Origin of the sequence: Pseudomonas sp. TMW 2.1634 (genome assembly GCF_001703595.1) — a bacterium.
In the GTDB taxonomy this organism is placed as follows: Bacteria; Pseudomonadota; Gammaproteobacteria; order Pseudomonadales; family Pseudomonadaceae; genus Aquipseudomonas; species Aquipseudomonas fragi.
Window position 1 is genome coordinate 1013900 of sequence record NZ_CP016849.1, and the last position, 22464, is coordinate 1036363.

General features: G+C 58.6%; 24 protein-coding genes and 1 pseudogene. 7 read left to right on the top strand and 18 right to left on the bottom strand.

Going from position 1 to position 22464, the window contains the following annotated elements; all coding sequences use genetic code 11:
• Positions 1-7: 7 nt before the first annotated feature.
• From BFC21_RS04820 to BFC21_RS27745, 4 genes are all read right to left on the bottom strand, one after another.
• Positions 8-1489, bottom strand: coding sequence for an acetyl/propionyl/methylcrotonyl-CoA carboxylase subunit alpha (locus tag BFC21_RS04820; RefSeq protein WP_078466830.1), 1482 nt, complete (start codon positions 1487-1489; stop codon positions 8-10).
• Positions 1490-1491: 2 nt separating this feature from the next.
• Positions 1492-2718 carry a hydroxymethylglutaryl-CoA reductase gene (locus BFC21_RS04825; protein WP_070413167.1) on the bottom strand — a complete coding sequence of 409 codons (1227 nt, stop codon included), beginning with the start codon at positions 2716-2718 and terminating at the stop codon, positions 1492-1494.
• Positions 2719-2730: 12 nt separating this feature from the next.
• Entirely contained in the window at positions 2731-4233 is a 1503-nt protein-coding gene (locus BFC21_RS04830) for an acyl-CoA carboxylase subunit beta (RefSeq protein WP_070413166.1), read from the bottom strand.
• 220 nt (positions 4234-4453) lie between these two features.
• The gene (locus BFC21_RS27745) at positions 4454-4897 is read right to left on the bottom strand and encodes a MarR family winged helix-turn-helix transcriptional regulator (protein ID WP_078466828.1); all 444 of its coding nucleotides are present in this window, start codon (positions 4895-4897) and stop codon (positions 4454-4456) included.
• Between the two features lie 314 nt (positions 4898-5211).
• On the opposite strand from BFC21_RS27745, the gene BFC21_RS04840 reads away from it, so the two are divergent.
• Positions 5212-6153 carry a prephenate dehydrogenase/arogenate dehydrogenase family protein gene (locus tag BFC21_RS04840; RefSeq protein ID WP_162939287.1) on the top strand — a complete coding sequence of 314 codons (942 nt, stop codon included), beginning with the start codon at positions 5212-5214 and terminating at the stop codon, positions 6151-6153.
• A 3-nt stretch (positions 6154-6156) separates the two neighbouring features.
• Positions 6157-6438, top strand: coding sequence for a chorismate mutase (locus tag BFC21_RS04845; RefSeq protein WP_070413164.1), 282 nt, complete (start codon positions 6157-6159; stop codon positions 6436-6438).
• Here the strand turns inward: BFC21_RS04845 and BFC21_RS04850 are convergent.
• The 9 genes from BFC21_RS04850 to BFC21_RS04890 are packed head-to-tail and all read right to left on the bottom strand — an operon-like array spanning position 6425 to position 13886.
• A complete protein-coding gene (locus BFC21_RS04850; protein ID WP_078466827.1) occupies positions 6425-9175 on the bottom strand; it encodes a conjugative transfer ATPase in 2751 nt (916 codons plus the stop codon). The genes BFC21_RS04845 and BFC21_RS04850 overlap by 14 nt on opposite strands.
• Positions 9175-9591, bottom strand: coding sequence for a TIGR03751 family conjugal transfer lipoprotein (locus BFC21_RS04855; protein ID WP_058426018.1), 417 nt, complete (start codon positions 9589-9591; stop codon positions 9175-9177). The genes BFC21_RS04850 and BFC21_RS04855 overlap by 1 nt, the downstream gene beginning before the upstream one ends.
• Positions 9554-11068 carry a TIGR03752 family integrating conjugative element protein gene (locus BFC21_RS04860; RefSeq protein ID WP_070413463.1) on the bottom strand — a complete coding sequence of 505 codons (1515 nt, stop codon included), beginning with the start codon at positions 11066-11068 and terminating at the stop codon, positions 9554-9556. The genes BFC21_RS04855 and BFC21_RS04860 overlap by 38 nt, the downstream gene beginning before the upstream one ends.
• Positions 11058-11870 carry a TIGR03749 family integrating conjugative element protein gene (locus tag BFC21_RS04865; protein ID WP_070413464.1) on the bottom strand — a complete coding sequence of 271 codons (813 nt, stop codon included), beginning with the start codon at positions 11868-11870 and terminating at the stop codon, positions 11058-11060. Before BFC21_RS04865 ends, BFC21_RS04860 begins: the two co-directional genes overlap by 11 nt.
• A complete protein-coding gene (locus tag BFC21_RS04870) occupies positions 11867-12508 on the bottom strand; it encodes a PFL_4703 family integrating conjugative element protein (RefSeq protein WP_070413465.1) in 642 nt (213 codons plus the stop codon). The genes BFC21_RS04865 and BFC21_RS04870 overlap by 4 nt, the downstream gene beginning before the upstream one ends.
• Positions 12505-12918 (bottom strand): TIGR03750 family conjugal transfer protein, encoded by a 414-nt coding sequence (locus tag BFC21_RS04875; RefSeq protein ID WP_070413466.1) that lies wholly within the window; start codon positions 12916-12918, stop codon positions 12505-12507. The genes BFC21_RS04870 and BFC21_RS04875 overlap by 4 nt, the downstream gene beginning before the upstream one ends.
• Before the next feature lie 7 nt (positions 12919-12925).
• Positions 12926-13297, bottom strand: coding sequence for a TIGR03745 family integrating conjugative element membrane protein (locus tag BFC21_RS04880; RefSeq protein ID WP_070413467.1), 372 nt, complete (start codon positions 13295-13297; stop codon positions 12926-12928).
• A 17-nt stretch (positions 13298-13314) separates the two neighbouring features.
• Complete coding sequence (locus BFC21_RS04885) at positions 13315-13554, bottom strand: TIGR03758 family integrating conjugative element protein (protein ID WP_070413468.1); 240 nt, start codon at positions 13552-13554, stop codon at positions 13315-13317.
• On the bottom strand, positions 13551-13886 hold the full coding sequence (locus BFC21_RS04890) for an RAQPRD family integrative conjugative element protein (protein ID WP_070413469.1): 336 nt from the start codon (positions 13884-13886) through the stop codon (positions 13551-13553). Before BFC21_RS04890 ends, BFC21_RS04885 begins: the two co-directional genes overlap by 4 nt.
• A gap of 535 nt (positions 13887-14421) precedes the next feature.
• Here BFC21_RS04890 and BFC21_RS04895 point away from each other — a divergent pair.
• The 5 genes and pseudogenes from BFC21_RS04895 to BFC21_RS04920 all read left to right on the top strand — a co-directional run.
• The gene (locus BFC21_RS04895; RefSeq protein ID WP_083294012.1) at positions 14422-15468 is read left to right on the top strand and encodes a helix-turn-helix domain-containing protein; all 1047 of its coding nucleotides are present in this window, start codon (positions 14422-14424) and stop codon (positions 15466-15468) included.
• Positions 15469-15672: 204 nt separating this feature from the next.
• Positions 15673-15996 carry a hypothetical protein gene (locus BFC21_RS04900; protein ID WP_070413470.1) on the top strand — a complete coding sequence of 108 codons (324 nt, stop codon included), beginning with the start codon at positions 15673-15675 and terminating at the stop codon, positions 15994-15996.
• Between the two features lie 58 nt (positions 15997-16054).
• Complete coding sequence (locus tag BFC21_RS04905) at positions 16055-16468, top strand: hypothetical protein (protein ID WP_140915275.1); 414 nt, start codon at positions 16055-16057, stop codon at positions 16466-16468.
• A 229-nt stretch (positions 16469-16697) separates the two neighbouring features.
• Positions 16698-17072 (top strand): hypothetical protein, encoded by a 375-nt coding sequence (locus BFC21_RS04910; protein ID WP_070411930.1) that lies wholly within the window; start codon positions 16698-16700, stop codon positions 17070-17072.
• Positions 17073-17363: 291 nt separating this feature from the next.
• A pseudogene (locus tag BFC21_RS04920) lies at positions 17364-17558 on the top strand (transposase domain-containing protein); the annotation flags it as partial.
• Positions 17559-17766: 208 nt separating this feature from the next.
• Here BFC21_RS04920 and BFC21_RS04925 read toward each other — a convergent pair.
• The 5 genes from BFC21_RS04925 to BFC21_RS04945 form a co-directional block, all read right to left on the bottom strand.
• Positions 17767-18498: a TIGR03747 family integrating conjugative element membrane protein gene (locus tag BFC21_RS04925; protein WP_070411929.1), complete on the bottom strand. Its 732-nt coding sequence runs from the start codon at positions 18496-18498 to the stop codon at positions 17767-17769.
• 86 nt (positions 18499-18584) lie between these two features.
• Positions 18585-20690, bottom strand: coding sequence for a type IV conjugative transfer system coupling protein TraD (gene traD, locus BFC21_RS04930; RefSeq protein WP_070411928.1), 2106 nt, complete (start codon positions 20688-20690; stop codon positions 18585-18587).
• A gap of 9 nt (positions 20691-20699) precedes the next feature.
• Positions 20700-21215: an integrating conjugative element protein gene (locus BFC21_RS04935; RefSeq protein WP_078466825.1), complete on the bottom strand. Its 516-nt coding sequence runs from the start codon at positions 21213-21215 to the stop codon at positions 20700-20702.
• Complete coding sequence (locus BFC21_RS04940; RefSeq protein ID WP_070411926.1) at positions 21212-21760, bottom strand: lytic transglycosylase; 549 nt, start codon at positions 21758-21760, stop codon at positions 21212-21214. The genes BFC21_RS04935 and BFC21_RS04940 overlap by 4 nt, the downstream gene beginning before the upstream one ends.
• Complete coding sequence (locus BFC21_RS04945) at positions 21742-22461, bottom strand: TIGR03759 family integrating conjugative element protein (RefSeq protein ID WP_070411925.1); 720 nt, start codon at positions 22459-22461, stop codon at positions 21742-21744. Before BFC21_RS04945 ends, BFC21_RS04940 begins: the two co-directional genes overlap by 19 nt.
• Between the last annotated feature and the right edge of the window lie 3 nt (positions 22462-22464).

Sequence of the window (22464 nt, forward strand, 5' to 3'; positions counted from 1 at the left end):
AGGGCTATCAGGACAACAGCCAGTGGCTGTTGCGCTGCGTCCAGGCTGACGCTTGGTGGCTGGCCGGTCGTGGCGCAGGCGCAGAGGGCGGCTGTAAATGCCGCGCCAGTGCCGCCACGGCGTGCATGAGTCGTGCATCCTCGGCGGGCAGCGCATGGGCTGAGGGGAAGTGGTTGCAGATCGACAGGTCATACCTGCCATCGATGAAGGGCGGGTAAGACAGCAGCCACGCGTGCACCGGCAGGTTGGTGCTGAAGCCCGCCACCAGACACTCGTCCAGGGCGGCGCGGGCGCGTTGCACGGCGAAGGCTCGGTGGTTGGCGCAGACGATCAGTTTCAGGCACAGGCTGTCGAACATCGGCGACATCAGTGAGCCGATCTGGATCCCGGAATCCACACGAATCCCCGGCCCCTCTGGGACGCGGTAGTCGCTGACGTGGCCGCCCGTAGGCAGGAAGTCGCCATGGGCACTTTCAGCGCACAGACGGAACTCCAGAGCGTGCCCGTGAAACTGCACCTGCGCCTGGGTGATGCTCAGCGGCTGGCCCTGAGCCGAACGAATCAGTTGCTCGACAATATCGATGCCGGTGATTTGCTCCGTCACCGGATGCTCGACCTGGATTCGCGCATTCATTTCGATGAAGTAGAACTGCTCACTGGCGTCCACCAGAAATTCCACAGTGCCGACACTGTCGTAGCCAACCTCTCGGGCCACGGCCAGCGCGGCGTCATGCAGGCGTTGCCGAACGTCGTCGCTGAGGTTGTGGGCCGGCGCCTCTTCGACGATTTTCTGTCGACGGCGCTGCACGCTGCACTCTCGCGTGCCCAGGTGCAGATAATGGCCATGCTTGTCGGCGATCACCTGGACTTCGATGTGGCGCACGGCTTCCCCGAGAAATTTCTCCAGGTAGAGTTGATCGCTGCCAAAGGCGCGCATCGCTTCATGGCGCACTTCGGCAAAGGCCCCGGCAAACTCAGCCGGCTGCGTCACCACGCGGATGCCGCGCCCGCCACCGCCGAGGGCGGCCTTGAGCAACACCGGGTAGCCGAGGGCATCGGCCGCGCGGGCGCCAGTCTCGACGTCGGCGTCGATGGTCAGGCCTGGCACTACGGGCACCTCGGCGCGCTGGGCTGCCGTGCGGGCGGCAATCTTGTCGCCGGTATGGCGCAAGGCGGCCACGTTGGGGCCGATAAACACCAGGCCTGCGTACCCGCATACTTCGGCGAAGAAGGCATTTTCCGCCAAGGGCCCGTAGCCAGGCGCGACGGCGTCGGCGCCGCAGTCCACCGCCGCACCGATCACGGTTTCGATCAGCGTGGCCGGGTCCCAGGCTTCGACACGGATAGTGGCGTCGGCGGCAAGGACAAAGGGCGCTTCGTCATCGTCGGCGCTGTAAATCACCACGGTCTCGATGCCCAGCAGTTGGCTCGTGCGGATAAAACGGTGTGCGATTTCCCCGCGACAACAAATCAGTATTCGACTCACCATCGTCATGCCCCTGCCAGTTGTATGGGGGTTGCCTCGGCGCTTTGGCCGCGACCCAGGGTGGTATGGGCGCGGGTAAATTCACCGGCGCTGACGGCTCCTGCCACCGAGACTTCCCCGGCCAGCGCCACGGCCGCCGCGATTTCCGCCAATTTGCGCGCATCGTCGGCGCAGCCAAGCATGCGCAGGCATTCTTGCTGGGCGGGCAGGCGTGTGCCGCCGCCGACGGTGCCAACAATCAGGTTGGGCAGGGTCACGCTGGCGAGCAGGTCTCCGTTGTCCAGCACATCGAAGGTGGTGCAGGCGTTCTTGAACGATACCGTGACGAAGGCAGGGTCCTGGCCGCACGCGATGAACAATGCTGTCAGCGCATTGGCCACGTGAATGTTTGGCGCGGTGGCTCCGCGCTGGGCCAGCAAGCTGTTGCAGGCATGCAGGAAGCGCTGCATGCGCAGGGGCGTGGTGCGCAGACGCTGTTCCACCAAGGCCTTGGGGATTCTTACGCTGGCCGACACGTAACGCCCTTTGGCCTGGTCCGCGACGAAACGTTTGTCGCCTCCCAGGGTATTGAAGTAGTAGTCCACCCACTGCGGGCATTGGCTCTTGAGGTAGCGGCACACGGCTTCGTTGGCTTTGGTGGCCATGTTCAGGCCCATGGCGTCGCCGGTTTCGTAGGTGAACGCCAGCCCTACCAGGTCGCCCTGGAGCAGCGGCGTCAACTCCAGCAGACGCGCATGGTTGCTGGTGGCGTTGGCCGTCGCAACAATGTCGACCATGTGCGCCCTGAGCCAGGCGTCGAACTGCGGGGCGTCGCTGGCGTTGTGCAAAACGATCGCGGAAATCTTCGTCAGCGCATCGCCGAGGAACCGGTAGGCCGGCTGCCCAGGTGAAGGCTGAGCGTTGTCCAGGTTGGTAATGGTGCAGCCGCCGCTGTCAGTGATCAGGTTCATGCCCCGGGAAAAGGAGGCGACCAGCGCCCCTTCGCTGGTGGCCAGCGGCACGATGAATGCACCTTGGGCCCGCGTTCCATTGATTAGCAGCGGGCCCGCGACACCCAAGGGGGTGCCGACAAAACCAATGAAATTCTCACAGGTACCTTTGACTTGTTCGCCACTGATCGGCGCACCGCCAATGTAAGGAAACGGGGTGTCCGTCTGTTCCGCGACCCAGGCCAGGCGCCGGGCTATTTGCTCTTTGTGGTAATCGTTACTTGGGTCCCTTGGAATAGCCATGACCATGCTCCCTCACAGTTGAATGTTCGAATGTCTTCTCGCCGGCAGCCCCGGGATCTTGTCCTGCAAAAGTGCGAAATTGGCGATCAGCGTATTGCGCAAGTGTTCGGGTTCCACCAGCCCTTCGATGTAGGTGCGGCTGGCCGAATACTCGGCGCTGGCGTGGGCCTGACGGTAGTCATCTATAAGGGTTTCCCGGCGTACCTGAGGGTCGGCGGCGGCAGCAATATCCTTGCGGAAAATCACATCGACGGCGCCTTCTGGGCCCATCACCGAAATCTCGGCGCCGGGCAGGGCATAGATCAGGTCGGTGGCCGAGCGGTTGGCCAGGGTGGGGTAGGCGCCGCCATAGGCTTTGCGCAACACCACGGCGATTTTCGGCACACTGGCTTCGCAGTAGGCATGCATCAATTTGGCGCCTGCACCAATCACGTTCGAACGTTCCTGTTGCCGCCCCGGCAGATAGCCTGGAACGTCGATCAGCGTCAGCAGCGGAATGCCGAATGAATCGCACAGCCGCACAAAGCGCGCCGCCTTGGTGGACGCATTGATGTCCAGGCAACCCGCCAGCCACGACGGCTGGTTGGCAATGATGCCGATGCTTTGGCCGCCCAGCCTGGCAAACCCAATCACGATATTGCGTGCATAGAGCGGCTGCACTTCAAGGAACGATTGCTCGTCGGCAACCGCCTCGATCAGTTGGCGCACATCGAAAGGCAGGTTTTTCTCGCTGGGGACCTGCTCGGCGACGGCAGGGGTCAGGTAGCGCCAGGTGGCGGGACCTTCCGTCAGTTTTGGTCGGGCGGTGTTGTTTTGCGGCAGGTAGGACAGCAAGTCGCGGGTCAGGCTCAATGCCTCTTCGACGCTGTCCACGAGGAAGTGGGCAAGCCCGGTTTCGCTGGCGTGCATGAAGCCGCCACCGATTTCTTCCTTGGTCACGTCTTCGCCGGTGGCGCGGCGGATCACGGCGGGCCCGGTCAGGAACAGGGCCGATTGATTGTCCACCATGATGATGAAATCCGTGAGCGCCGGTGTGTAGGCCGCGCCGCCGATGCAGTCGCCGAGAACGATGGAAATCTGCGGCACGACCCCTGAAGCCCTGACGGTCTTGTAGAACACGTGGCTGAACTGCGAGTCGGCGTCCACCCCCTCATGAATCCGCAGCCCTGATGAGTGGTTCAGTGCAATGATCGGCACGCCGGTGCGCAGGGCGATGTCCAGCACTTTGCAGATTTTAAGGGCATGAATGCGGCTTGAGCTGCCGCCCATGAAGCTGCCGTCGTGACCGTAGACGATAACTGGGCGACCCTCGATGGTGCCATGGCCGGTGGCAATACCGTCGCCCCGGGTCTTGCGGGCGGCAGCCCCGAAATGCACGCAATCATGCTCGGCGTGGGCGTCCAGTTCGTGGAAGCTTTGCGGGTCGAGCAGGTCGATGATTTGTTGCCGGTGTAAGGCCGGGGCGGGAGCTATCCGTTCACGCGTAGCGTCCCTGACTTCTGGCGAATCTGACATGACTGAGCTCCACTGGCTAAAGAGTGTGCCGAACGCCGTCCCTTGGCTGAGCTGCAGAGATGCGGTCGATGGTTGAAACACGACAGACGGATGCTGCATGAAGGAGACTAGATCTCATGCGATCTAATCGCAAGTATTGTAAGCGAATGTTTTTTAGCGGGGGATGAGTGCTTGAAACGGAGCGCGCGCCGGGTCGGGGGCTGATCCGGCGCGAAAGGTGTCAGTCGATGGCGGCCGTGATGATCTTGTCGAATACCCCGTCGACAATGGCCAAGTGTTCGGCGGGGACCCCGTCCAGCAGCCTGGCACGAATCTTCCTGACAACCAGTTCGGCTTGTTCCGCCAGCTTGCGCCCGGCGTCTGTGAGGTAGAGGGCCTTGGCTCTACGGTCGGAAGGATCGTCCCTGCGTACCACCAGGCCGGCGCTTTCCAGTTGATCAAGCAGGCGCACGAGGGACTGTCCTTCAAGTCCCATATGTTCAGCAAGGGTACGCTGGCGCAGGCCTTCGCCTAGTTTATTGATGAGCCATAAGGGCGTGGTCGTGGCCTCGGACAGGTTAAGATTGCTCAACTCTTCGTCGGAAACCTTGCGCCACACCCTGGCCGCTCGCTGCAGGCGCAGACAAAACGTATCGTCTGCTAAGGAACGTAAGCTTGAATACATCGGTACACCTATTGTTGTATTTAACTGCCGCTTCTCCGGTGGTAGTGGCTGAAGCGATCTGCCTGCCGGTTAACGACGGGACTGCGGGTTAGCTGCAATGCCTCACGGCTGTAGCCTGCTTTAAAGTGAATACACACGAACAGTCAGGATGTATTCACACCCAATTCTAGCAGAGTATTGCCGGCGATGCCGATCCGGCGGGTGCGCCGGAGGCTTGCATGCGGACCCGTGTTTTCGGGAGATTAAGCTTTTTTAGCTGACGGAATTCATGTGGCAGCTCGTCGATTGATTGCATCTTCAGGATTTTCGCGTTCTTGCTTATTGATCACTTGCGTATTAATTTCATAGCGCGCATCGGTGAAACGACTCAGGCCTGGAGGGTGGGAAGCATGGAGCACATACGGCATTTGGGTATCGTTGGCTTGGGATTGCTGGGCAGCTCAATCCTGCGGGCGGTGAAATCAAACTATCCCCATATTCACCTGCACCTCTTCGATGGCAGTCGCCAGGTCTGCCATGAGGTTGAAGCGCTTGGCCTCGCGCCGCGGTGTGCGGGCAGCCTGGCGGAGTTACATGAGTGTGACCTGGTCGTGGTCTGTGTGCCAACGGGGGCGGTGGCAACGGTGGTCATAGCGTTGGCCGAGGGCATGAAACGCGGCGCGGTGTTGACCGATGTCGGCTCGGCCAAGCAAATGGTGATCAATGAGGTGGGCGATCGCTTGCCGGCGCATGTTTCATTTGTGCCGGGCCACCCCATGGCTGGCGGCGAGCAAAGCGGGCCGGGGGCCGGGCGTGAGGATCTGTTTGCTGGCAAGAGTTGCCTGTTGATACCCCTTGCCACCACGCCGACGAGTGCCATCGAACGTGTCGAGGGATTCTGGCGGGCCCTCGGTGCCGTCACGTGTCGGGTCGACGCGCGCCAGCACGATCACATCGCCGCCTTGACGTCGCACCTGCCCCATTTGATTGCCTTCTCGCTGATGGAGACCTTTGGCGATCAATTGGCCATCAACCCGCAAACCGGTTCATTCATCGGGCGCAGCTTTTTCGAGCAGATTCGTCTGGCCTCCTCGGATGTGACGGTGTGGACCAGTATCTTTGAAGACAACACTGCCGCGTTGCTGTCTCAGACCGAGCATTTCATCGAGGTACTGAACCAATGGTGTGCGATCTTGCAGGAACGCCCGGTGGAGTTGCATGGCAAGATCAGCCACTCATCGGTATTGGCCAACAGATTGTTGGGGCGTGTGGTGTAGGCAATGAATAACGTTGAACTGGCACGCTTGCGGGAAACCATCGATGAGCTGGACGAACAGCTAATCATCCTACTTTCTCGACGGTTTCAGGTTACCGAGCAGGTAGGGCGGCTCAAGGCACGGCAACAATGGCAGGCCCAGGATTCTGTGCGCGAGTCACAACAGGAACAGCGCTACTTGGCTCTCGCTACACAGCACGGCCTTAACCCAGTACTGATCCTCAAGATATTTCGCACAATTATTGACGAGGTTGTGTGCAATCATCTTTCGGTTATCGGCGACTGAACCGCGCTTTATCGATCCGTTCAGCTACCCGGTAAGCGGCCTCCAACTCCGAGCAACCGTTCTCCTGCATCAACCTCCAGCGCTCAGCTTTTTCCTCGGGCTCCGTCATGGCCAAGGCGAGATAGAGGCTGGGTGGTACGGTTCGAAACAGCGTTTCGAGTTTTTTCGACAGCACGACCCCCTCAGTGTATTTCCCAGGCTCCTTACTGGCGGAGAGCAACAAAGCTTTCTGTTCCGGCGTGAGCTTCTTGAAGCGGGCGATTTCCTCTATCTCCGCAGGGGGCATGTTCAAACAAATCCACCATTCGATCATGTTGAGCATGGTCTGCGCGGCAGTAGGGAAGTCGGCAAGGTTTTGCGTCGCCAGCCAGAACCAGGCCCCAAGCTTGCGCCACATCTTCGTCCCCTTGACCACAAATGGCGCCAGTAGCGGGTTCTTGGTGATGATGTGGCCTTCGTCGGTGACCATGATGATTGGTCGGCCCAAGTACTGGTCGCGCTCGGCAAGGTTGTTCACGGTGTTCATCAGGCTGATGTAGCTGATGGACATCTGGGCTTCGTAGCCTTCGCGAGCGTACGTGGCCAGATCGACAACGGTAACATCGCTTTCGGGCCAAGGCGTACCCTCGCGATCGAACAGTTCGCCCTCGAATCCCTGGCAAAACAGGTCGATGGATTCGCCCATTTCCTGGGCACGTTCACGACGCTTCTCTGGTAAGTGCAAGTCGGCGGCGGTGCGCAGCAAGGCGTCACGTACATCGCGGGTCAGTACTTGGCGACCCGCCGCGACACACGCCTGCGCCGCTTCGAAAATGCACTCGCGGATCAGGCTGCGATCAGCCCGGCTCAGACGAGCTTCTTCCTTGGCCTCGCCGCCAGTGATCATCAGCCGGGCGGTGATCTCCAATTCGCCGAGCACATCACGTTGGTCTTCACGATTGGTTACCGCCTCATCGTCCCACTCATCAATCGACAGACTCGCCACCTTATCTGGCTGCTCGACTAGACGGTAAGCATCAGCGAAAGGCGCGAGGCTGACCAAGGCGCCAGGTTTCAATTGGACCTTGTTGACCGACAAACCCTGCGTCGCGAAGTAGTCGCCTTGTAAGCCAAATGAGTTGCCGGCTTCGACGATAAACAGGCGAGGACGGTACACCGCCATGACTTGCATCAGCAGGGTGACCAGGGTGGCTGACTTGCCGGCGCCGGTCGGACCGAACAAAAGCAGATGCCCGTTCATGGCCCGGTCCAGGCATGATAATGGGTCGAAGCTCAATAGCGAGCCGCCGCGGTTGAACAGGGTGATACCCGGGTGACCGGTGCCGGTGCTGCGGCCCCAAACCGGAACCAGGTTCGCCAGGTGCTGGGCGAACATCAGGCGGGTGTACCAGTTGCGTGTGTCGCGGGCCGGGTTGTAAGCCATCGGCAACCAACGCAGGTAGCTGTTGCAGGCGGCGACCTCATCGCCTTCACGTACCGGTTGCAGCCCCGCGCCCAACAGCGCGTTGGCCAGGCTGACCGAGCGCTGGTGCAGTTGCTGTTCATCGTGACCGTGCACATAGAACGCCAGGGTGCCGCGGTACAGCTTGTGCTGGCGACCGATGATCGCACGAGCCTCTTCGACATCCTGACGGGTCTGGGTCGAGGCCAGGTTTTCACCGATGGCTTTGCGCGCCAATCGGTTTAACTGGTCTTCGAGCACATCCTGCGGCTTGACCACCAAGGTCAGACTCATCACCGTGCCTTCGGGTAACTGGTCGAATAGGGCATTGGTTGCATCACCCTTACGGGTTTCTCCGGTGAGTTGACCAATCGACGGTGCCCGTCGCAGTTTGTCCACCACCATGACCCGATGGGGTTGCTCATCGAAGTACCAGAGTCCTCGTTGCACATCCGAACGCGGTTCGTTGAAGAATAGCCGTTCGGCAAAGTCATGATCGAAGGGCAGTTCCAGCGACTCACCATCGCCCAACTCCGGATAGGCCACGCGGTGGTAGAACTCCTCGGGCGCTTCATCGGTTAGATTGGGTGCCGGATTGAACCAGGGCACCAGCCAGGCATACAGACCGCGGCCATCTACTCGCGTCGATTGCACCCCACACGTCTGCAACGAAGACGCGATACGTTCGCAAGCCTGATGCAGGGATTGCACCGGGGTGAGTCCTGTCTCCTCAGCGTCAGACTCAAGCCAGCGATAGACCACCAGGCGCACCCGGCGGTTATTGCCACGCCAGGGCAGGCGCGTCACCACCTTATCTTCAAACAGACCGCCGGGCTTGGCGATGGCCTTCAGATGACGGCGGCTGAGTTCCAAATACGCCTCCGTGAAGACCGTGCCTCGGGCGCTATACTGAACATAGCCAGTGAGCCGGTTCAGGTAGGGGGTGAAATCGTTGTCGTCCTGGCAGAAAAACTGCGCCACCCAAGGCGCTTGATCCAGCTCGTCAAAACTATCCTGCAGGGCATCCTCAAGGGCATCTCGGGCCGCCATCAACCAATCGGGTTCGCGCCCTTCAGTGCCGATGGGCAGCAACTCGAATACCGCACCCACCGAGCGATTGTCATCCAGCAGAAAACACTGTTCGGTGTCGAGATACTCGACCCACGGCAGGTGATCGGTGAAGCTAGGGTTGTGCGCATAGAGTGTGGCGTCATCGGCCAAGGTGGCGCGAGGGCGCAATGGGTGGCGCCAGGCTTTCCACGCGGCAGTGCGGTTGCCCGCATCGCCGGTACGCACTACAAGTCTTCCTGACGTTCACCAGGCAATGCGTACTGCACCCGTTGGTAGAACGGAAAGACGGTCGAGTAACCCGGGATCGGTGCCTGCTCGGTACCACTCAGATGCGGATACACGTACAGCACCAGATCGGGATTGGGCAGGCGCGGGAACAAATTGTGGATCTCGTTCGTCGCGGTGCGCGTGTACGGTTCTTGGAGAGAGGCGGAGAAATCTGCCTGGGCCAGCGGACGGCGTAACTGCTGCCGAGCATCCAGCAGTTGCTGCTGAGTGCCTTGCGAACCGGCACCGTTCCAGATGTCCAGCATGGTTTGCTCGCCATGGGGCAAAAGCGTGTCCTTGTCGGTGGAACACCCCGTCAGGACCCAGCAGAGCAAGCTAATCCAGGTCAGGCAGAGAAGCATGGTCTTTTTCATGGCGAACGCTCCGGCCCTTGGGCTCGTAGTCGATGGTGATCTCATGGTCGAGGTGCAGTGCGACCTGTGCGGCAGGTGGCACGTACACGGCAGCAAAGGCTTCGCCATACAGTTTGTTGACCCACTCGCGGATGTCGCCGACCCCACCGCTGAGAATTGAATTCAGCGTGCTATTGCCATTGCTGCTGGTGACCCCGAGCGTACTGCCGCCCGAACTGATCACGCTGCTGTTGTGCTGCTCATCCCCGAGCAAGGCAGCGACACCGGCGCCAGCCGCGGTGATCAGGCTCTGGCTGCCGAGGTACTGTTGGGCGTTCGAGCGGCGCTCGCCGGCAATGCAAGGAATGCCATACGGATCGGACAGGTAGCCGAGTCCGCCGCGGATCTTGTCGGTGTTCGAGCTCTGGGCGGTGGAGGCATTGCGGCTGGCGACCGCCTTCGGCTGAGGTACCGTGCGGATGGTGCCATCGGTAAACACAAAGGTGATTGACTCGACCTGTCCGCGTACACAAGACAGAGTCCAGTCACCGGACGCCGTACCGCTCATCACGGCCCCCGCGACGTCCGGCAGGTCGATGCCGTTGGCAGTCAGGTTCTCGGGGCCGACCAGCACCTTGAAGGGATAGGGATCATTCACCGTGCCGTCCACCGGGACTCGGCCGATCAGCGCGGTCATGGCGACCGAGCCCATCAATGTCGCGTTTTCGGGAATGGTGTAGACCGGCTTCGCGCCTTCGGTACGATCAGCGGATCGCGTCGGATCACGCTCACCCTGGGTAACTGCACGCAGCTGTTTCTGGCTGCGATCAATAGCGTTGTCTTTCAAGCCTTCCAGTGAGTTGAAGGCGGTAGGCAGACTCAGTGCGGGGGAGGTCTTGGTTTTGCCTCGGGCGTCGGTGGGTGGAGCATCCGAGGGCTCAATCCACTGCAACGCATCATTGGCAAAATGCTGCCCGTCGAACTGCGCCCCGTCGCCCGGCTCAAGCCCCAATCCGATCGGCATGTCCTTGCCTTTACCGGTCAACCCCGACAACTGCTCCTGCAAATGCGTCAGCAGACCGCGAGCCTGGCGACTGTCTTGTTCCGCTTTGAGTCGGGCCTCGTTGGCTTGGCGACGGCCCTCGTCGACCTGCTGGGTCACGCTGCCAAGAGCCGTCTGGATACGCGAATCGACGCTGTTTTCTCGCTCGCGCAGGCGGTTGTTCTCCGTCTGCAGCGAATCGTTGTGTTTTTTCAGGCCGAGCATGTCGCTGCGCATGGCCTTCACCTGGCCGACCAAGGTGGCGACCGTGTCGCGTGGGGTATCGCCAGCAATGCCGAGCGACTTGGCTTGCTCGGCGGATAACCGGATGTTGCCCTGATCAACTGGGTGCTCTGGAGAGGGAGTATTACCGGCGATCCAGGTTTTCAGGATGATAAACACCACGGCCAGTAGCGCAGCCGGTACCAACCATTTGAGCAAGGCGTTAGCCTTCATCGTCAGCACCTCGCGCAACGGACGGGAGCAGCACGGCGTGTTCGAGGCCGGCACCGCGAGTGACGAGGTAGACGATCGTTGTGTCTTCTGCACTGCCGACCGGCCCGAGGAAAGCATGCTGGAAGGTCGCGGCGAACAGCTTGGCCTGAAGCCGACGTGGATCGAGTTGCACCATCTCTGAACTACGATTGCGCAATTTCACCGCCGTCACCCAATAGTCATCGAGCCGCCAGGCGGCGATGGGTGTGCTGGACACGTTTTCGCTCGGCAGCAGAGTCGGCAGTTCGGTGCGTAGCTTGAGCGGGACGCGGCGTACATTGGGTAGAGACTCCACGGTGCGCAGCGGCGCGTACAGGCTTTGCGCGGCATAGCGCGTCAAAGCGACCGGGATCGGCGTGCGTTCTGGAGCAAGGAAAGTGCTAGATTCAGCCTCGGTAGCTTGCACCTTGGCATTCTTGAGAATACGCACGGGCTCCAGCGGTTGATCGCCAGGCGTGGCCGCGATATCCAGCAGGGTGATCTCGCCCGTCGCGACCGATTGCAGTTGCAGTCGGGTCGGTGCAATGGCTTCCGACGCGCGCAGGTACAGCGTGCCGCCGGTTGATTGCACGCGCAGCTTACCCGCCAGGGTTGAGGGCACGCCGACTCGAATATCCTCATCGACAAAGACCACTCGTTCCTGATTGATCACCAGCGGAACCGCGAGGGGGAGGCGTTCCCAGTGCATCAGTTCGACGGCCTGCGCTGCAACTCCCCATAGCATTAGTGCGATGGTGAGCCCCAGGATAGAAATCCGCGTCATAGCTCACCTCCAGGCAGAGCGATTTTTTGCGGCGTGCCCTGATAACAGTCCAGTGCCAGCCCCCACTTATTGCGTTCGGGGTCCAGATCAAAACGCACCACGCGTAATGGATAACGTACCGCCACCCGTTTCACCGGTTCGGCGGCGTAATACTCATCCGCGTTGAGGTCTAGGGTGACCAGCCAGCTGTCGCGATCGAGTTGCTTGACCCTGAGTTCCGGATCTTCGCTATAACCTCGGCCCAGAATTTCGTAGACGCCACGCACCCGCTGGCGAAGTTCGCCGGCGGCCTTGCGGTATTCGTAGTCTCCGTCAAGGAAGGCCTTGCAAGCAGGTGTCAGGTAGGACTGCAAGCCATAGATGGCGCGGCGATAATCCTGCTCGCCATCTGAGGGCCAACGATTGAGCTGACCAAAGATGTAGAGGGCAAAAGCATAGACATTCTCTGAGGGGATATCCCACCATTTGCGCGTGCTACCCGAACGCAGATCCGGGGGGACATGTACGGTCAGGTCGGTAGGTGCCGTGCGCCAGCCATACCAGAGTCCGGCACAGAGCAGGGCGAGAATTACTACCGCCAGACGCAGGCTGAAGATATGGGCCTGTTGGGCATCGACCTTGTTTCGGAATCGGCTCATGGCAGCCACCGGGACAGGGCAGGGCGCAGTCGACGCGAACGGCGAACCGTCCAGGCGCCGGAGTGCAGGATCAGACTGCTGCGCCCCAGACGCCAGCGGCTGGCCGCTATCCATTCGAGCTTGCGGTACAACCAGGTCTCTGGCCGGGCCCGTTTGGCGCGACGCAGTAGCGTGCCGCCAGCAAACAACACTAACGCCATGCTTGCGATCATGCTGGTCGGCGCCATGGCAATGGAGGCGGTGGCGATCGCCAGAGGAACGCCCAGCAGCAGGCCAATGACGGCGCCGGTGCCGAGCGCTAACCACATCTCATCATTGGTTAAACCGCGCAAGACGGCGGGATCACGGTTGAGCCGCTCCGGTAGAAAAACCAAGGTGCCGTCGGCAAGGCGTTCGATAGCGTCGTTCATGCCAACCTCACAGAATCGCGGCAGCCTTGGTCAGGAACCAGATGATGATTACCACCAGCAAGGCTCCGATGCCGACGACGGCGCCGAGGTCTTTCCAAGTCTTGCGCTGGTTCTGCACGTCGGCATATACAGTCAGGGAATGCCAGGCCACACCCAAGAAAGCGAGCAGGGCGATCAGCAGGCCGAGGAGGATGCCGCCGTCGTAGGCGTAGTTTTTGATCGTCTCGATCAACCCGGAACCTTCACCGCGTGAAGGGGCTTCCATAGTGGGTAGTTCCGCAAAGGCTAGGCTTGGGCCGAGCACCAGCAGCAGACCGATCACGCGCTGACTGGCACGATCATGCAGGTTGTTTTTCAGGGGGATAAGGAACTTGAGCATGACGGTGATCTCCGGTGTTAGGACAGGGTGAAGAACATCAGGACCAGCAAGGTGAGCAGCACGCGCGCTGCGCTGCCGCCGAAGGCTCCGAAGCGCACACTGCCGGTGGCCCATCCCCGGTAAGCCGTCCACATCACCCAGGCACACCACAGCAAACCAAGGACCAAAACCAGGCATAGCCAGAGCGACGAACTGCTCTGCGCCGAAAAGCCGGAGGCGTTTTGGAAGGCAGCTGTCTGCGCGTCAGTCATGCTCATGGCGACGGCTCTACGGACGGGGTGTCGAGGCGATAATCGCCGACCAATTCAGTGGGATCGCGGGGTTGAGCGCGAGAAGGAGAGAGATAGCCTTGCACGCCTTGGCGAATACGTTGGATGTCCTGCATCAGAGAGGGATAGTCGAAGCGATAGCGATTGCCAGGTTCAGACGCGCTGGTTGCCGTCGCTTGAGTTGCAAGACGTTCGATAATGTCGAGTTGCTGCAGAATTAGACTGAGCTGTTCCTGCTCATGAGCAGTTGCGGCATAGCTGCTCCCATGGACGATAATCAGTGAAAAGAGTAAAAAATAGCGAAAGACGGTAGTCGACATGACGTTGGCCCATTTGGAGATTGAGCCAGAATTACGTTAGAGGTCGAATTATTCAGTCACAAACGCGAAGTGAGATGTATCGCTTTTCAGGGGGCTCGGCGCAGGTTGGCGTGTCCAAATAGCCAGCCACGCAAGATTCGTGACATCGGGGCCTGGAGTTTCCGGCCGCCTCCGATTGGAAACCCCTTCGTTTCACCATTCCCAGATATCGACGCAGTAGGTACTGCTGCAGATATTTCTCCAGTTCGCCTCTTTTCAATTCACCTATGTTCTCGAAGTCATCGCACCCTTTAGGTGGTCAGAGGATCAAGACGGTTCGTAGGAGTCTCTCATTGCGATTTTGTATTGCCCTGATCAAAGGCTTTAACGGCCGAAGCACATGAACAATAAATCTTTCATTTGACATTGATTGCGCCAAGAAAATACAACAGGAAGAATTTCAGGGAAGTCGCCATCATCTCCGTATCATCGCACAGATGATGGCCATTGAACTTCAGCAGTTTAGGTCGCTCTATCTGTTTTAGCAGGAGTACATGTGGAGAACGCCTCTTATAGCTTCAGCACTCAACCCTACCCACCTAGACAGCGTTTTGAAGTCTGGCGTGAAGAGGTGAATGCACTCTTTGACGTGAGGATTGGCGAGTCTGAATCAATAGCGTTCAACTATCGGCTGACCACCTGTTACCTGGGCGCGCTGTTGATGGGGTGCGGCGTATGGGAGGGCACACAAAAACCAGTGCATTATGATGTCAAACGGTCAGCTCAGATGATCCGCCGCGACGGCCTCGACCATTACTATATCTGCCTAGGCCTGTCTCATTCGATCAACGGCTTGGCCGGTCAGGCACCGTTGGTGGCATGTCACTCGCAGATTTATGTGTTGGACCTTGCTCAGCAACTGGATTGCGTTATCACGGCAGGCGATACGATTATCCTGACGGTTCCTCGGGACTTGCTGGCAGCGCAATTAGGCAATAAGGACATTCATGGGCTGGTATTGAGGGGCGGTTTGAGCGACCTGCTTGCCGATCACATGCGTGCACTACGAGCGCGGTCAGCCAGTTTTAAAAGTGATGAGACACTCTATATACAACAAGCGACTCTGGCCATGGTCGCGGCCGCGATAACACCCTCCATTCCAAACCTCAAAAGCGCTGAAACCGAAATTGATCGCTCACTGTTCAACCGCGCCCGGAACCTGATCGAACAGCATCTGCTGAACCCCGATCTGGCGCCAGCGTTCATATGCCGGCACATGGGGATTTCAAGGGCTGGACTCTATCGTTTATTCGAGCAAGAGTCCGGTGTTGCGGCTTACATACAACGACGCCGGTTAGACAAGATAAGGGCTATTCTCCAAGGAGATAGCAACGTTCAGCATCGAACCTCCGGGCTGGCCTTTCAATTTGGGTTCAAAAGCGAGTCACACTTCAGTCGCTCGTTCAAGAAGGCTTTCGGCTATTCGCCAAAAGAGGCGCGGGACTGCCTCATTGCATCTGAACACTTCGGCTCAGCAGGCCAGACCTCTGTGCACACTGGTTTTTCGCTTCGGACCGTGCTTGATCAAATGACTTCGGGTTGAGACGGACAGGCAAGGAATTGGGACGCAGGGGCAAAGAATTTTTTCTCGTTTTTTTTTATTACGTTTTATAGTTGATATCCCTTCGATCCGCCGGATTGATGAAATTTGTACAGCTATTACTCTACTCAATCCAGGTGAGGTAGGTTACGGATGTCTCAATTCGATCATCTACTCAGTTTTTCAGTCAACAAAAGGATGTGTGATATGTCGCTGCTTAAGTTGTATGTAATGTTAACCACACTTGCGCTTTTGAGTGGCTGCAATGCTCTTGCCAGTAAGACGAATATGTTGAGTGACGATGACGTAAAATCTCAAAGCGCTGGTGCGTTGGGCTATGCTCCAGCCGACCTGACAGTTATCAACCGGCGAACGCAAGGTACCAATACCTACGTACTGCTAAAAACCAATGATAACAAGCAGTTTAACTGCATTATCAACGGAGGTAACATCTTGACATTCGGCATGTCCAACCCGCCAGCCTGCGCACCAAAAGGTCAGCCGATAAAGAGCGCACCGTTTGGAGGATAAGACTGCGTACTCAAGCAGCATTCACGCTCATCAATTTTTACGGCAGAAAAGGTTCAGTATGCCTGAATGCAAATTGAAGTATTTGATATTAATTCTTTTGTCAGTGTTAGCATCCGGCTGTGAAGTGCTGGCAAATACTGTGCCCACCATTCCGGACGTTATAAATCAGAATAAGTTTGAGGGGGCTAATATACAGGTAGCATATGCTCAATATGGAAAGCCCGCCCAACTGGTTAAGAATGCTGACGGCGGGTCTGTTGCGAGATGGTTTTATGAAAGTCAATATTCCTTAACGGACACTGCGAATACCGTCAGCGCAGGCCCTAGCGGTGGCGTGATGCTGACACCTACATCCAGCACAAAATACTATGATAAAAAATGTACTCTAGAAATTGCATTTAACGCGCAAAATATAGTCACTGACTATAAGACCATTAAAAACTCTCCCGGAAGCTGTAATAAGTGGTTCTAATTAAGGCATGGGTGGCCCCGAGATGCGCGCTGAATCAAGATAGTACGATCCAGCGCGCCACCCCATGCCAGCTAACAGTTGGCACGGTCGAAGGGTTAGGCGTTACCTCGGATCCAGGATGGCACATGCACGGAGCAAGTTTTTTGAACTGCATGAGTAACTAGACGAGCTCACTCCTCTGTCGTAGGGTTGCTTTTCGTTGGGCGAAGGCTGGGAATGGAGAAATCACATGAGCACCACAAGGAAATTCGCAATGGTTTTGTCTGCGGTGGGCATTTTGGGCGGATGCGCCGTAAACAATTCTGACACGCTCGCTCGCAAACCCATGAGTACGCTTGAGCAGGATCAGCAATTGGTCGCTATGGGGATTCTTCCGCCGTCTGTTTTGGAAATTGACGCCGAATTGGAAAAGGTTCCGCCTAACAGTCCTAGAGCCCTCCAACTGCTGAAACAGAAGCTTGCGGTCACTCAGCAACAGCAGAACAGACTTCGAGCAGAGGAAGCCTTAAGCCCGCCAGCTATAGCCCCCTCTCAACCGGAAGAGCAAGAGCAACGCATGTGCTCTGTGAATAATGGGTCCGCCATATATTTAGTGCCTTGCTAAAAGCATTTCAGTGCAAAATTTCGGCGAGCGCGAGGAGGAGGGCGAGCCGTGCATGACGACGGCCTGCTACTATCGCCAGCTTGACCGCGTGATCGGGCCTGACCAATGGCGGCAATTTCGCTTTCCAGCTCCGCTCCACATGGAGCCGGGGCTGGGACACGCCGAGCCCAATCAACTCGCGGAGGTTGAGGTTCTGGGGATGGGTTATGGGCTGTATTGGGAATGCGATGTACGTGGACTAGTCTACCCCCGACCTGATGGCGGGGTATCTGCGCCACCAACGCCTATTTTGGGCGCTCGAATTGGTTCCTTGCCGGATCGCTAAGCAGCGGAAAACGGGCTGCTGCGATCATGAGTTTGATCCAGTCATGCGCGCATGAATGGGCATGATCCATATGCTTATCTGAAGCAAGTTTGACTTGTCTGCCGACGCGACGGGCGATTGAGATCATGGAGTTGCTGCCGCACAAGTGGGCATCCGTTTAACTACGCAAGGCGTGTTCGCCGTGCGCCTACCGTCATTTGGCCTATATAGCGGACATTGGGCCTGTGCACTACCAAAGTAGATTGGGGGATTGCTGCGCGCAAATCCATTTCTTAGCGAAGGCGTACCTCAGCGCGTAAGCAGCCGAAACACCACTCGCGAAGGATGACCACCCCCGTAATGATTTTAGAAAAAAGCTTAACTTAGCGCTTAGAGATATTTTTTGAACGTCGCGGCTGTGATTGCCGTAGTCACCCCAAGCATCACGGAGCAAGGTAGAAATATCACCATTGGATTAATCGTAAAGGGCAGGGATAGGTAGATAATCCAAGGCACGACCAGTAGTGGTATTACCGCACGTTTAGCACGGTGATAAACAAAACTACTCTCTCGGCCAGCGCCAAATTTGCGTAGGTCGCGGCGCATCAAACCATCGACAAAACCAGTAAACGTGGCCAACAAAAATAGTGGTGTGGACAGGACCAGAATGGCCAGGCGCACCACGAAGGTAAAGGTCACATACACCGCCGCCAGCACGAAATCCTCAATGCTTACGTACAGCTGATTGATCCAACTCCAGAAGTTTTTGCCCTGGCTCGACACCCGCGCCTGCTGGGCAAAATCTGCAAAGCCGGTCTTGACCAACAACCATTGATTGAGAAAATCCAGCCACTGGACAATCGTCTGTCCGGGTTGTTGAATGATGAGTGAAGATTTGAAGTGCTCGCTGACCCAACCCAATTCGCTACTCAACATGGCTTGGCTGTGTCGCCAGCCCTGATCACTCCAGAATAGCAGCAAACCGGCGAATTCAATCAGAATCGAGAACAGCAGTGAGGCAACCAGCAAGCCGATGATGCGCTGGACCAGGCTGATGGCCGAGACGATCATTCCCGGATGCTGGATCGGTTGTGGCGGCGTGTTCTGTACGGAAGTCACCATCATTCACTCCATTGGTGCCACATGGCTGATGGCGTTAACGCGCCTTCTGTATGTGTTTTGCTGAATCGAAACCAGGAGGGGTAGGGCTACCCCACCTGATCTAAATCGAAGTTGGTAGTTGGGCCGCCACTGCTTGCGCTCCACCACTGCCCCGCTTGCGCGTTGTAGGTCGCCCGCATTCGCTGGGTGAGCTCCTGCAGGTCCTTGGGCATGGCATCGTCGTTGGAGGGTTTTGGCAATGGCATGCGGACTTTCCAGAGCTGCCCACCGGCCTGGAAGGAGAACATTTGCCCCTTGGGCAAACTGACGATGTGAGCCGGCTCGATCAGCGGCACACTGGTGCTGCTGACACGGTCCTGCGAGGAGGAGGTGAAGTCTGTATTGGCTTCAGGATCGGAGGTGTCGGTGGCACCCGACACCAGGGTCTTGGTCAGCACGTTAACCTTGGGCAACTGCTGGGTGAGCAGTTCCGCAGTGGCGGTTTCGCGCACGCGGAGCATCTGTAGGGTGTTGAAATTGCCGATCACCTGACCGGCCTTCGCGCGGTTACCGATTCGCGCTTCGATATCGCTGAGGGTCTGGGTGTAGGCGGTTACCTGGATACCGGCACCGCCGCCCTTGTTAATCAGCGGGATGAATTCATCACCCATCAACTCGTTGAATTCATCGGCGTGGAGGTTGATCGGCAACTTGTCACTGTTGTTACCCGATTGGGGCAGGCCATGGTCGATGCCGTGTTTGTAGATGTGTCCGGCGACCGAGACCAAGTCGGCGAACATGGAGTTGCCCACCGCGGCGGCCACCTCGGCGTCGGTCAGTGCATCCAGACCGACGTAGACGATGCCGCGTTTTCGGATGATCTGCATCCAGTCGAAGATTGGCCGCGGGTCATCTAAATCGGTGTAGTTTGGAGCCAGTAACTGGGCGGTCTTGCCGGTGGTGAGTTTCTCCAGCAGCGGCAGGAGCGAGGCAACGATTTTGTCGAAGTAAGTACGGTCATATCGTACCGCCGAACGCAGTCCGTCCATTACCGGATCAAATACCCGCTTCAGCGCCAAGTACTGCTCGATGGCCACCACACGCTTTTCGCGCCCGATCATATGCCGGGGGATGTTCTTCTCGGAGAGCTTGCCTTCAAGCTGGACGATCACTTCCCACGCCTTTGGGTCGGTCTTGGCGAAAAACTGCTGGGCGTATTCGATAAACAGTGCGTCGATGTTGACCACATGTCGCTGGATCTGCAGGTAGTCCGGACGTCGGCCCAGCTCGATCAGAGCGCGGGCAATGATGTTGACGAAACGCCAGGCGAACTCGCGAAAGGCTGCGGAGTTGCCTTCACCACTGAGCTGCCCGGCGATGCGCGACGCCACTTCCGAAATACGTCCGAAACGCCCCACGGCGTTGTAGCGGGCGGAGATCTCCGGCCAGCCTAGATGGAACACATAAAACTCCTTTTCCCGACCAGCGCGTTTGGCTTCGACGTACATCCGTTTGAGCAGGTCGGCATCGCCCTTAGGATCGAAGACGATGACCACCTCATGTTCGACGCGGTGAATGTCCTGGGTGATATACACCTCGGCGAGCCGGGTCTTGCCGACACGGGTAGTGCCGAGCACCAGGGTGTGTCCGACCCGTTCGCCCAGCGGCAGACTGACTTCCGTTTCATCGGGCTCGACCCCATGCAACAGTGGCGAGCCACCTACCGGGGGCAAAGGCCGCAACGGATTGAAGGCACTGTCCCAGGCCGTGACACGGGCCAGTATCGAGAGTGGAAACGGTGCATGCTCCAGGCGCCGTTCGAGTCCACGGGCCAGGCGGTAGCTGGTCGGTTGGTCGACATAGTGGGCGACCGCCGGATCCTGGGCCTCGACCAAGCGCTGGGTATGCAGGCGGGTCCAGCGAAAGCCGCGACCCATGAACAGACGCTTGCGGCTTACCGGAATCTGCCGACTGGTCAGCTCGTAGCGGGGCAGCCGCCGGATATTGCGCCGATAACGCAGCACCTCCCAAGCTTGTCGCAGCCGGATAAGGCCGAACAGGGCATAGGCCAGCGCCGCCACCAGCCCGATCTCGGATGACAGGGCCACAGCCCAGGGCGAGTACACGCACAACACCGCGGCAGCGATACAGATTGCTACGGTGTACAGCTCCACCGCTGGCCGGAGCTTGGACTCCATCGCATGCTCGGCCATGACCTGGACTCACTGTTCCAGTGAGGTGGAAGTGATCAAGACGGGATAGTGCTCAATCTGCAGGCGGGTGGCGATGTCGTTGCCGTTGACCGGCAGGATGGTGATGCCCGGCGCGGCCGCTCGAATTCGGGCCAGGGCTTCAGTATCGGTCACTTCGACGGCGAGGCCGGCCGCCCCCATTTCTTGCAGTTCAGTCGCACGCTGATGCAGCCAAGCCAACGATTGGGGATCCTGCCCGACAAGGAAAAATGGCCGCAAGCCCGGCATGTCCAGGGCGCGAGTTGTGATTTGGCCTGGGCTCAAGTGAGAGCTGCGCACGGGCAGTATCCAGGTTTCATCGGCAAATGCAGGTAGGTCTGCATGTATGGCCCGAGCAGGCAGGGTCTTGTTGTTTATTGGCGGCCTGGAAGCGTCAAACTGGGGACGGGTGAAACCGCCAGGCTGAGCTTCTGCAAACGACAGTCCTGGATGGGCGAGCGCAGCCAAGAGCACGGCGAAGTAATACGCACTGTGAATTCGCTTCATGGTGGTGTGCCCTGTTTAAAGGAAACCTGCAGTCGTTCGAGTTGCCGGGTAAATCCGGCGCGGTAACGCGCCGCCGACGTTCCTCCTGCCGGGCGGTGATAGCGTCCGGCAGCTGACACCCAGTCACCGGTGACGGCGTGATGCTCCTGCAGCAGCGCGGCGGTCACGGCGAGATTTCGGTAGGGATCAAGGGCTTCGCAGGGGGTGGAATAACGTTGTCCGTGGTAACCCAGGTTGATTTGGCCGAGTCCGGCATCGACCCGCTTGGCGTCATGTCGGGCGAGGGCCTGAAGCAAAGCGTGACAGGCGGCCTGGCGAGTGGCGAAGCGGTAAGGTGTTCCAGCGATGTTCAGTGTCCAGGGCCAGGGCAGCAGTCGACCACGGACGTGGATACCACTCTCCTGCAGGGCGATAGCGAATAGCACCGTAGAAGGAATGTCGGCGTCATGCGCCGCCAATTGGTAGGCCGGAGGCGGAAGTTCGTCAGCCTGGACGGCGAGCATTGTCAGCATGAGCGCAATACCACTCAGTCGATGCGTTGCCATTGTCCATTCACCTCTTGAAATGTGGCAGGCAATGGCCCCGGGGCTCCCAGGCTGAACCAGCGACCACGGTCATGGTTCAGGGTGATCTGCCGGCGTTGAACCTTGGTCGGATCAACGGCTGCTTGCCGAGCCCAGCTACGGACGCGTTCATCCTCGCCTTGGCTGCCCACCAGGTAGATATCGAACGCCGTGTCACTGTTTTGCAGACGCTGCGCTTCGGCGGTGCACGCTGGGCAGTGGTCCTCCACAAACAAGGCTTGACGCGGCATGACCGCTGAGCTGGCAGGGGACGGGGATGCCATGCCCTGGATCGGCAGCAGCCCGGGAAACAGCTTGGCCCAGGCCGCGGTGTAAGCGTTTTGGTAGGCCAACTCGCGCTCAGCGCGTTTGGCTTCCAGCGCTACCTGCAATTGGGCATAGCGCTGGCGCTCTTGGTCGGTCTGGGCCTCGACCCCGAGTGCGGTTAACGGATCGAGGTGCGGGCTCCAGAAACCGCGTGGGCCGGCTTGGATCTGTTCGAAGCGCGTCCACTCCTGCTCCGTCAGACCCCAGCTCGCCGCCTGTTCAGAGTCAGAGCGCCCCAGCGGAGCAGACTGCGTGTCCTGGGTCCGTGACTGTGTCGTGACGGGGTTGCCCATCGCAGCGCCCATGGCCAATAGCGAAGCGAGACAGACGACGGTGGGCAGTAGCGCTCTGTTCATGTT

Bases quoted from the DNA above. Each gene is read 5' to 3' on its own strand.
- BFC21_RS04855 (WP_058426018.1), bottom strand. From the start codon at position 9,591: ATGAAAAAGACCATGCTTCTCTGCCTGACCTGGATTAGCTTGCTCTGC.
- BFC21_RS04830 (WP_070413166.1), bottom strand. From the start codon at position 4,233: ATGTCAGATTCGCCAGAAGTCAGGGACGCTACGCGTGAACGGATAGCT.
- BFC21_RS04925 (WP_070411929.1), bottom strand. From the start codon at position 18,498: ATGGTGACTTCCGTACAGAACACGCCGCCACAACCGATCCAGCATCCG.
- BFC21_RS04940 (WP_070411926.1), bottom strand. From the start codon at position 21,760: ATGGCAACGCATCGACTGAGTGGTATTGCGCTCATGCTGACAATGCTC.
- BFC21_RS04900 (WP_070413470.1), top strand. From the start codon at position 15,673: ATGTCGCTGCTTAAGTTGTATGTAATGTTAACCACACTTGCGCTTTTG.
- BFC21_RS04865 (WP_070413464.1), bottom strand. From the start codon at position 11,870: ATGACGCGGATTTCTATCCTGGGGCTCACCATCGCACTAATGCTATGG.
- BFC21_RS04870 (WP_070413465.1), bottom strand. From the start codon at position 12,508: ATGAGCCGATTCCGAAACAAGGTCGATGCCCAACAGGCCCATATCTTC.
- traD (WP_070411928.1), bottom strand. From the start codon at position 20,690: ATGGCCGAGCATGCGATGGAGTCCAAGCTCCGGCCAGCGGTGGAGCTG.
- BFC21_RS04880 (WP_070413467.1), bottom strand. From the start codon at position 13,297: ATGCTCAAGTTCCTTATCCCCCTGAAAAACAACCTGCATGATCGTGCC.
- BFC21_RS04845 (WP_070413164.1), top strand. From the start codon at position 6,157: ATGAATAACGTTGAACTGGCACGCTTGCGGGAAACCATCGATGAGCTG.
- BFC21_RS04910 (WP_070411930.1), top strand. From the start codon at position 16,698: ATGAGCACCACAAGGAAATTCGCAATGGTTTTGTCTGCGGTGGGCATT.
- BFC21_RS04860 (WP_070413463.1), bottom strand. From the start codon at position 11,068: ATGAAGGCTAACGCCTTGCTCAAATGGTTGGTACCGGCTGCGCTACTG.
- BFC21_RS04945 (WP_070411925.1), bottom strand. From the start codon at position 22,461: ATGAACAGAGCGCTACTGCCCACCGTCGTCTGTCTCGCTTCGCTATTG.
- BFC21_RS27745 (WP_078466828.1), bottom strand. From the start codon at position 4,897: ATGTATTCAAGCTTACGTTCCTTAGCAGACGATACGTTTTGTCTGCGC.
- BFC21_RS04820 (WP_078466830.1), bottom strand. From the start codon at position 1,489: ATGGTGAGTCGAATACTGATTTGTTGTCGCGGGGAAATCGCACACCGT.
- BFC21_RS04875 (WP_070413466.1), bottom strand. From the start codon at position 12,918: ATGAACGACGCTATCGAACGCCTTGCCGACGGCACCTTGGTTTTTCTA.
- BFC21_RS04825 (WP_070413167.1), bottom strand. From the start codon at position 2,718: ATGGCTATTCCAAGGGACCCAAGTAACGATTACCACAAAGAGCAAATA.
- BFC21_RS04935 (WP_078466825.1), bottom strand. From the start codon at position 21,215: ATGAAGCGAATTCACAGTGCGTATTACTTCGCCGTGCTCTTGGCTGCG.
- BFC21_RS04890 (WP_070413469.1), bottom strand. From the start codon at position 13,886: ATGTCGACTACCGTCTTTCGCTATTTTTTACTCTTTTCACTGATTATC.
- BFC21_RS04885 (WP_070413468.1), bottom strand. From the start codon at position 13,554: ATGAGCATGACTGACGCGCAGACAGCTGCCTTCCAAAACGCCTCCGGC.
- BFC21_RS04905 (WP_140915275.1), top strand. From the start codon at position 16,055: ATGCCTGAATGCAAATTGAAGTATTTGATATTAATTCTTTTGTCAGTG.